This window comes from Pseudorhodobacter sp. (assembly GCF_030452865.1).
GTDB lineage: Bacteria > Pseudomonadota > Alphaproteobacteria > Rhodobacterales > Rhodobacteraceae > Pseudorhodobacter.
Genome location: NZ_JAKDLJ010000129.1, coordinates 1 through 8459, shown reverse-complemented (window position 1 = coordinate 8459; position 8459 = coordinate 1). Strand labels below are relative to the sequence as shown.

9 protein-coding genes are annotated in these 8459 nt (G+C 60.7%); 3 read left to right on the top strand and 6 right to left on the bottom strand.

What is annotated here, in order from left to right:
* Positions 1 to 561, top strand: a 561-nt coding sequence (locus L0H65_RS09420) for an NAD-binding protein (RefSeq protein WP_301458619.1), incomplete at its 5' end; no start/stop codon positions are given.
* 365 nt (positions 562 to 926) lie between these two features.
* Here L0H65_RS09420 and L0H65_RS09415 read toward each other — a convergent pair.
* The 5 genes from L0H65_RS09415 to L0H65_RS09395 all read right to left on the bottom strand — a co-directional run bounded on the left by L0H65_RS09415 (position 927) and on the right by L0H65_RS09395 (position 6119).
* Positions 927 to 1436, bottom strand: a complete 510-nt coding sequence (locus L0H65_RS09415) for a CarD family transcriptional regulator (protein WP_301458618.1) — start codon at positions 1434 to 1436, stop codon at positions 927 to 929.
* Between the two features lie 288 nt (positions 1437 to 1724).
* Positions 1725 to 2063 (bottom strand): ferredoxin FdxA, encoded by a 339-nt coding sequence (gene fdxA / locus L0H65_RS09410; protein ID WP_301458617.1) that lies wholly within the window; start codon positions 2061 to 2063, stop codon positions 1725 to 1727.
* Between the two features lie 88 nt (positions 2064 to 2151).
* Positions 2152 to 2475 (bottom strand): RNA-binding S4 domain-containing protein, encoded by a 324-nt coding sequence (locus L0H65_RS09405; RefSeq protein ID WP_301458616.1) that lies wholly within the window; start codon positions 2473 to 2475, stop codon positions 2152 to 2154.
* Positions 2476 to 2542: 67 nt separating this feature from the next.
* Complete coding sequence (locus L0H65_RS09400; RefSeq protein ID WP_301458615.1) at positions 2543 to 5551, bottom strand: helicase-related protein; 3009 nt, start codon at positions 5549 to 5551, stop codon at positions 2543 to 2545.
* Positions 5552 to 5570: 19 nt separating this feature from the next.
* Complete coding sequence (locus tag L0H65_RS09395; protein WP_301458614.1) at positions 5571 to 6119, bottom strand: tetratricopeptide repeat protein; 549 nt, start codon at positions 6117 to 6119, stop codon at positions 5571 to 5573.
* A gap of 90 nt (positions 6120 to 6209) precedes the next feature.
* Here L0H65_RS09395 and L0H65_RS09390 point away from each other — a divergent pair, with 90 nt between their 5' ends.
* Both L0H65_RS09390 and L0H65_RS09385 read left to right on the top strand, forming a co-directional pair.
* Positions 6210 to 6494: an SCP2 sterol-binding domain-containing protein gene (locus tag L0H65_RS09390; protein WP_301458613.1), complete on the top strand. Its 285-nt coding sequence runs from the start codon at positions 6210 to 6212 to the stop codon at positions 6492 to 6494.
* A gap of 92 nt (positions 6495 to 6586) precedes the next feature.
* The gene (locus L0H65_RS09385) at positions 6587 to 7438 is read left to right on the top strand and encodes an alpha/beta fold hydrolase (protein ID WP_301458612.1); all 852 of its coding nucleotides are present in this window, start codon (positions 6587 to 6589) and stop codon (positions 7436 to 7438) included.
* Positions 7439 to 7559: 121 nt separating this feature from the next.
* Here the strand turns inward: L0H65_RS09385 and L0H65_RS09380 are convergent.
* Positions 7560 to 8459 (bottom strand): D-isomer specific 2-hydroxyacid dehydrogenase family protein (locus tag L0H65_RS09380; protein ID WP_301458611.1); only part of this gene is annotated, 900 nt, incomplete at its 5' end.

Below are 8459 nucleotides of genomic sequence, written 5' to 3'. Positions count from 1 at the left end.
CGGATGAGCGGTGGCTCCACCGTAGTTTTGGACAGCGATATGAGCGCGATTGAGCAGATGCGCCGCTTCGGCGCCAAGGGCTTCTTCGGCGACCCGACCCGCCCGGAACTGCTGGAGGCGGCGGGGCTGTCGAAAGCATCCGTGCTGGTGGTTGCGGTGGACAAGCCGGAAAACGCGCTGAAAATCGTGGCCTTCGCCCGCAAGCACAACCCCGACCTGCACATCATCGCGCGCGCCTATGACCGTCCGCATGTCTTCGCTCTGTATCAGGCCGGGGCCAGCGACATTGTGCGCGAAACCTATGACAGCTCCATCCGAGCCGGTCGCTATGTACTGGAAAATACTGGCTTTACCGAATATGAGGCCGCAAAACTCTGCCAGACCTATTTCAAGGTCGAACGCGCGGCGATGCGTGATCTGGCGGCCCTTTGGGTGCCGGGCCAACCGGTCCACCTGAACGACGCCTATATCGCCCGCGCGCAACAGCTTGAGCGCGACCTCGCCACCGCAATGCATGAGGATCTGGACGAAACCCGCAACAATCTGGAGGCGGCGGAATAAGGCGTTTCGGCTCCCACCCGCACCCGCCAAATCATTCCGCGTCACATATGCAACGCCGACCTCAACCGAGATTCGCGCTCGCCCGAGACAAGAGACAACGGTTCGCAACGCGGTTTAACGCCTGGCATCCGTTGCGTTGTCTTCTCTGTAAAAATATCCTCAGGGGGGTCAAGGGGGGCAGAATGCCCCCCTTGCTCTAGCAGCCTGCGGGGGCAGAATGCCCATTGGTCTAGCAGCCTGTGGGGCAGAATACCCCCTCGGTCAATCATCCCGCCGCGATCGAGATCAGATTCGGGGTCCGTGGCAGGTGGAGAAAAAAAACGGCGGCCATAATGACCGCCATTCTCTCAGATTTTTGCTCCTTCTCAGGCCGCACGCGACAACAGAACATCATCCACGGTCTTTTGCGCACCCTTTTCGTCCACCCCGGACACGGCGGCAACTTCGCGGGTCAAACGCTCCAGCGCAGCCTCATAAAGCTGACGCTCCGAATAGGATTGTTCGCGCTGATCATCAGTGCGGTGCAGGTCGCGCACCACTTCGGCAATCGACAACAGATCGCCAGAGTTGATCTTCTGCTCATATTCCTGCGCCCGACGCGACCACATCGCGCGCTTCACGCGGGCCTTGCCCTTCAGCGTATCCAGCGCCTTGTTGATCAGGTCCGGCGACGACAGTGAACGCATACCGATTTCGGTTGCCTTGTTGGTCGGAACCCGCAGCGTCATCTTGTCTTTTTCGAACGAGATCACGAAAAGTTCCAGATGCAGACCGGCGATCTCCTGTTCCTCGATGGAAATGATGCGGCCGACACCATGGGCCGGATAAACAACAAACTCGTTGGGGCGAAACTCAGGCTTCTTGGTCTTTGTCATACGTCATTTCCTCATGCGGCCATCCACCGTTCGGAACAAAAAAACCGCACGCGGCCACAACGGCCCCGTCGATCGGGATTCATGTCCAGAAATTAGCCCAACCCGGCAAGCAGCATCCGGTTGGGTGCGGTGGTCCTTGGTTTTCTATAACAATTGTATAACACAGAATCACCCCAAATCCAACAGGGTATGATTCCAGACACAACGCGTCTGCCCCTTTGAAATCAGAGCGCTAGATTGGCGCGGGCCGGTGCGGATAGGTTGACGCAGCGTCAGTCGATTCGGAGTTCACCCGCCCTCACCCGGTTTGTCCGAAAAGTACTTGGTCAGCTTGTCGGTTTCACCATCCCGGTCCTCATATCCTGGCAGCGGGTCTTTCTTGGTCACGATCACCGGCCACTGTTCGGCATAGTTGCGATTGAATTCCACCCATTTTTCCAAATCCGGCTCGGTATCCGGGCGGATGGCATCAGCAGGGCATTCAGGCTCACACACGCCGCAGTCGATACATTCATCCGGATGGATCACCAACATATTCTCCCCCTCATAGAAACAATCCACGGGGCAGACTTCGACGCAATCGGTGTATTTGCAGGCGATGCAATTGTCGATGACAACATAAGTCATGGCGGGCCTCATTCGATTCGCGTGCTTGGCACGTTGGGCGGTTCGTGTGCGCAGCACTTAGGGCGCTTGGTTAAATCACCGCGCCCGATCAATCAAGCGGGCATGCGGTTCCAGTTTGTCCCGCATCACATTCACAGGATTTTTCCCGCGCTTCATCGAGATCACAGTAAAGCGTTTGTGCTTCAACGGCCGGGCCGCGACGTGTGCCCAGTTCCAGCACCCGGATCAGACGGACAACTTCGCAGTGCCGCAAGGTCAGAACATCGCCGGGCGTGACCGCATGGCCCGGTTTCAGCACCCGTTGCCCGTTCAGCCGAACCCGATGGCCGAGAATCAACTCCGCCGCGATGCCTCGCGTCTTGCAAAACCGCGCGAAACACAGCCATTTGTCCAGCCGCAAGGTGGGGCGCATGGCGGTATCAATTGTCGCGCGCCCTTCCCCCGCAACGGTCGTTTGCTGCTTGCGCCGGCCCAATACCCTAAATCTTTCCTTTCAAGGCTGCGAGGGCGGCGAAAGGATTGTCAGGGTCGATTTTCTTCTCGGGCCTTGCCGGGCGCGCCTCGAATTTTTGTGGACTGTTGTGCGGCGGTTTGCCACCGGGCTTGCCTTTGCCCTTGCCTTTGAACCCACCCTCACGGCGCGGGCCATCGCCTTTAGGACGGTCGCCCTGCGGTCGGTCCACTTGTGGCCGTTCTCCACGCGGCTTGCCAGCCTCACGCAGTTGCGAAGCCTCGCCCGCAACGCGGTCGCGGCGCGGCGGTCGGCTGTTGCCACGCGGGCGTGGTGCCCATGTGAAGGTGACAAAGCTTTCCATCTCGGGCGCAGGTGGTTCGGCACCCGGCAACACATCATCCGGCGCATCCGAAGTTTGCAGATCATCGCGCGGGGTATCAATGCCGCCAATTTCCGGCACCGGCTGCACTGCATCTTCCGGGGTTGCATCTGTATGAACCACGGGCGCGCCGGTTTCCGCGTCGACGCCCAATTCCGTGGCCTCGTCCACCGCCGGCGTCACCTCAATCGCAATCGGCGCATCACCTGCCGGATCTGCCGGCAGGTCCATCGCTACATCGGCAACAGGGGTGCCGGGGGGCGGTTCCGATGAAGGCGCTACGGCTTTCACCCGCTCTCCCTTGTCGACGTGATATCCAAGCCCAGCCATCAGATCGGCGAATTGCTCCAGCGTCATGCCGGTGATCGACAGCATATCCGGGGTTGCCTCAAACCCGGCACGGCTGTCCTTGGCGCGCAGAAGATCGGCGAGCCGTTCCAGCATGTCAATGCGGATTGCGCGCGCACCTGCGGGGCGATAGCCTGCCAATGTGTAGTGGTTTTGCGGCACATCGGCGATGTTCGGGATCGTCACCAAGCCGGGTGGCGGGCTTTCAGGAAACTCCTGCAAGCCATTGGCAAGGCTCCACAACACCAGACGCAGGCGCGTCGGCGCAGGCTTCAGCAGCAAGGGCTGGAAAATCGTATACTGGCCAAAGCGGATACCGTGTTTGCGCAATTGTCCGCGCGCCTCCTGGTCCAGCGATTTGACCTCCTCGGCCACGGCATCACGCGGCAGCACGCCCAAGGCTTCGACCAGTCGGAACGCAAAGCCACGCGCCATGCCGGTCAGCGCCTCATCGCGGCTCAACCCCAGCAGGGGCTCGAACAACGTCGCCACCTTGCGGTCGATGAAATGCTGCAAACGGCGCTTGACCTTCTCGGCAATCTCCGGCCCGGCGTCTTCATCGACAAACGCTTCCACCGTCGGGCGCATGGCATCCGGGCCTGCAACCAACTTGCCAAGGGCAGAACTGCCCCACATCAAGCCGCCCTGCTCGGTGAAATCCAACTCCGTGTCCGGCGCGTTATAGAACTTGTCCGACCGCAGATGAAACTCCGGCTTCAACGCCTGCACCGCCGCAAGACGCAACGTCCGCGCCTCATCCACCGAAGCGCTGGCGTCCTGCCGAAAGCGGAAACCTTCCAGCCGCCCGACAAACTCACCTTCTACCGTCACTTCGCCTTTGTCATTCACCTCGGCCACAAGGCTCTCCTTCTGCTTCAACCGCCGCATCAGAACCGATGTGCGCCGGTCAACAAATCGTTGGGTCAGCGCGGCATGAAGCGCGTCTGACAAGCGGTCTTCTACAGCGCGCGTCGCGTCGCGCCAATGGGATTCGTCCGCAACCCAGTTTTTGCGCTGCGCAACGTACGTCCACGTCCGGATAAAGGCCAGACGCTTGGACAATGTGTCAATGTCGCCCTCAACGCGGTCAATGCGGTTGATTTGCGCAGCCATCCAATCGGCGGGAATCTGCCCTTGGCGCAGGTAATCAAAAATACCATGCAGCAAAGTCGCATGTTCAGTGCTGGAAATGCCGCGAAAATCGGGGATGCGGCACACGTCCCACAACAGCCGCACGTCCTGCGGTGATTTCACCCGATCCCGGATTTCGGGAATGGCAGACAGGGCTTTGAGGGCGGTGACATCATCGGCGTCCCGCGCCCGCGACAGCCATTCATCCCCGGTATGCTGTTCCAGCGCGCCGATCAACCGTTCAATCGTACCGAAAGCCAATTGTTCGTTGCGCCATGATAGTTTGCGCACCGGTGCGAAACGGTGGTTTTCAATCGCATCCACCACGTCATCATGCAGCGGCCGCGCCTCCCCCGTGACGCCAAAGCTGCCCGCCGTCATGTGCCGCCCGGCACGGCCCGCGATCTGCGCCAGTTCCTGCGGATAAAGCCCGCGCATCCGCCGCCCGTCAAACTTGGCGGTCGATGAAAACGCCACATGGCGGATATCGAGGTTCAATCCCATGCCGATCGCATCGGTCGCGACGAGAAAATCGACATCGCCGTTTTGATAAAGATCAACCTGTGCATTGCGGGTTCGGGGGCTAAGCGCGCCCATCACAACAGCACACCCGCCCTTCGTGCGGCGGATCAGTTCCGCAATCGCATAGACGTTTTCCACCGAAAATCCGACAATTGCGCTGCGCTCCGGCATACGACTTATCTTCTTCGAACCGGCATAGGTCAGCTCCGACAGGCGCGGTCGCGCCATGAACTGCACCCCCGGCACCAGTGCCGCAATTGCGGAACGCATGGTATCAGCGCCCAGAAACAGGGTTTCATGCAACCCCCGCGCCCGCAAAAGCCGGTCGGTAAAGACGTGGCCCCGCTCGGCATCAGCGCAAAGCTGAATCTCGTCAATCGCGATGAAATCGGCCCCGATCTCCAGCGGCATCGCCTCCACGGTGCAGACCCAGTATTGCGTGCGCTCAGGAACGATCCGTTCCTCCCCTGTCACCAGCGCCACCACATTCGGGCCGCGCTGCGCAACACAGCGGTCATAAACCTCCCGCGCAAGCAGGCGCAACGGCAAGCCGATCACCCCGGTCCGATGCCCCAACATCCGTTCAATTGCGTAATGGGTTTTGCCGGTGTTCGTCGGTCCCAGAACCGCCGTGACCCGCCCGGTGCTGCGCATGGGTCTTGCCTGTAGTCTGTTACAATTCCTGCCCGGCCGCAGTCGCCTGCAACCGTTCCACCGCATCCCTTACCTCGTCGAGATGCGGATGTATAGCAAGGACCGCCTGGTAGACCTGCAACGCGCGCTCCACCTGATCGGTTTCCTCCAAGATGCGGCCAAAGCCGGTCAGCGCCCCGAAATGCCGGGGGTTCAGTGCCAGAACATGCACGATATCGGAAACCGCCGGGCCAAATTCGCCTTTTTGAAAATAAGCCGTAGCGCGCGCGTCCCATCCTTCGGCAAATTCCGGTGCATGGTCGATCAGAGCGGTCAAATGCTCAATTGCGGCATCATAATCGCCAGCGTTCATCGCGTCGCGCCCGCGCTGCAACAACAGATCCATCGAAGCAGAGCCCGATTTCGACCATTCGCGCCAAATCTGCTTTTCCAGCCGCGCGGCCTCCGGCGCATCGGCCTGCGGCAGCTTGTCAAGCAGCGCATCGGCGTCGGAGGTTGCAGCAGCACCGGGCTGCGCAACCACAAAAATCGCGACAAGTGCCGCAACGATACGATTGTGAAATGACATCTGTGGTTTCATAACAGGCAATGTAGCCTATGACGCGGGAAAAGCCATATCCTCGCGTTCAATTTGATGACAACATACAGGAGCTTGGCAATGAGCGAAGTAATCGACAAGGCAGTCGTTCTTTTGGGCGAAAAGGTGCAGAACTTTGATGGTGTTGCCAAATTCATGATCAATGGCGAAGGTGCCATCATGATCGACGAAAATGGCGTACGGGCGGGCGATGATGTCGCCGATGTCACGCTGACCGCCGATGCCGACGTGTTCCAGGCGATTCTCGATGGTGAGATGAATCCGACCACCGCTTTCATGACCGGTAAACTATCGGTTGACGGCTCCATGGGCATGGCGATGAAACTCGCGTCCAGCCTGTCGTGATAGCGGACGCACCTCTGTTCAACGATCTGGCACAGGGCCCCGCAGGGGGCCGCGCATGGTGGCTGACCACGGCGGACGGGGTGCGCATCCGCATGGCACATTGGCCAAGTCAGGATCAGGCGGCGGAAAAAGGCAGCATCCTGCTATTTCCGGGCCGCACCGAATATATTGAGAAATATGGCCGTATCGCGGCAGCGTTTGCCGCGCGCGGTCATGCAACCGTGGTGATCGACTGGCGCGGTCAGGGGCTGACGGAGCGGCCAAGGCTGGATCGAATGGTGGGTTATGTCAAGGAATTTTATAGCTATCAAAAAGACTTGGCAGCCGTTCTTGCCAAACTGGATGAACTTGGCTTGCCGAAACCAAGCTACCTCGTCAGCCATTCCATGGGCGGTTGCATCGCCCTGCGTTCGTTGCTGAACGGGTTGCAGATCAAGGCCGCCGCGTTTTCCGCGCCGATGTGGGGCATCCAGTTCGCGCCCGGCCTTGGCCCGATCGCGCGGCTGATCGCCGTGGTCGGCGCGCATCTCGGTATGGGTCTGCGCTACGCCCCCGGCACCGGACCGCAAACCTATGTCAACGCGACAGGCTTTGCCGGCAACATGCTGACGCGCGACCCGGAAACCTTTGGCTGGCTGCAATCGCAGGCGGTCAGCAAGCCAGAACTCACGCTTGGTGGCCCAAGCCTGCAATGGCTGAACGCAGCACTCTGTGAATGCCACGCACTGCGCACCCTTGCCGCGCCACCCCTGCCCGCGATCTGCTTTCTGGGTGAGTCGGAGCGGATTGTCGACCCTGCCGCGATCCACGCGCGCATGGCGCATTGGTCATCTGCCACGCTTACGATGGTCCCGGAGGCGGAGCATGAGATCATGATGGAAATCCCCGCGACCCGGAACCGCTTCCTTGATGCGACGACGGCGCTTTTCGCTACCAACCCCTGACCTTTGCGACTTCATCTTGGTAAAAATACCTCGGGGGGACCGCTGCTTTGCACCGCAATGCAGCTTGCCTTGCGCAGCGAGGCAAGTGCGGGGGGCTGGCCCCCCGCCCCTGACGGCGCCATCAGGCCCGTGACAACAGGGTGACTTCCGGCTTCGGTCGCCCGGCGAGGAAATCGAGGATATTCTGTGCCGCCATCACCCCCATGCGGCGAAATGCACCGTCCGAGAGTGCCGCTGCATGCGGCGTCAGGATCACATTCGGACAACTGCGCAGCGGATCTCCTTGTGGCAAAGGCTCCGCCACCGTCACATCAAGGCCAGCCCCGCCCAGATGACCGCTTTGCAACGCTGCGATCAAGGCAGGTTCGTCCACCAACCCGCCCCGCGCGCAATTGATCAGCAATGCGCCTTGCGGCAACGCCGCCAGCGCCGCGCGGTTTATCATCCCGCGCGTCGTCTCGTTCAGCGGGCAATGCAGGCTCAACACGTCGGCATGGGCCAGCCCTTCGATCAAGTCGGGGGCAACCGGAAAGCCCGCATGACGTGCCGCTTTCAAATCGCGCGAATGGACGGTAACCGCCATGCCCACCGCTTTGGCGATGCCCGCCAACCGCCGCCCACTTGCACCAAAACCCACGATCAGCAAGTGCCGCCCTTCCAGACCCGGCACGCGCGGAGCGGATTTTCCCGGCCCCACTGCAAGCCGCTGCCCGTCAAGGTTGCGCGCCAGCGTCAGCATCAGCATCAGTGCCTGTTCCGCAACCGCATTGGCATTGGCCCCCGGTGTATTCATCACCGTCACCCCCGCCGCCGCTGCCGCATCCATCGGGATATTGTCCACCCCGACCCCATGCTTGGAAATCATGCGAAACAATGCCACATCCGGCGCGCTGATGGGCTGAGTCCGCACCAGCAGCGCATCCGCCGCCTGCAACCCGGCCCCCGGCCCGATCACCTCCACCCCGGGGGCCGCACTCGAGAACGACGACGGCGAGATCACCGACTCCGCCCTGGCCGCCGA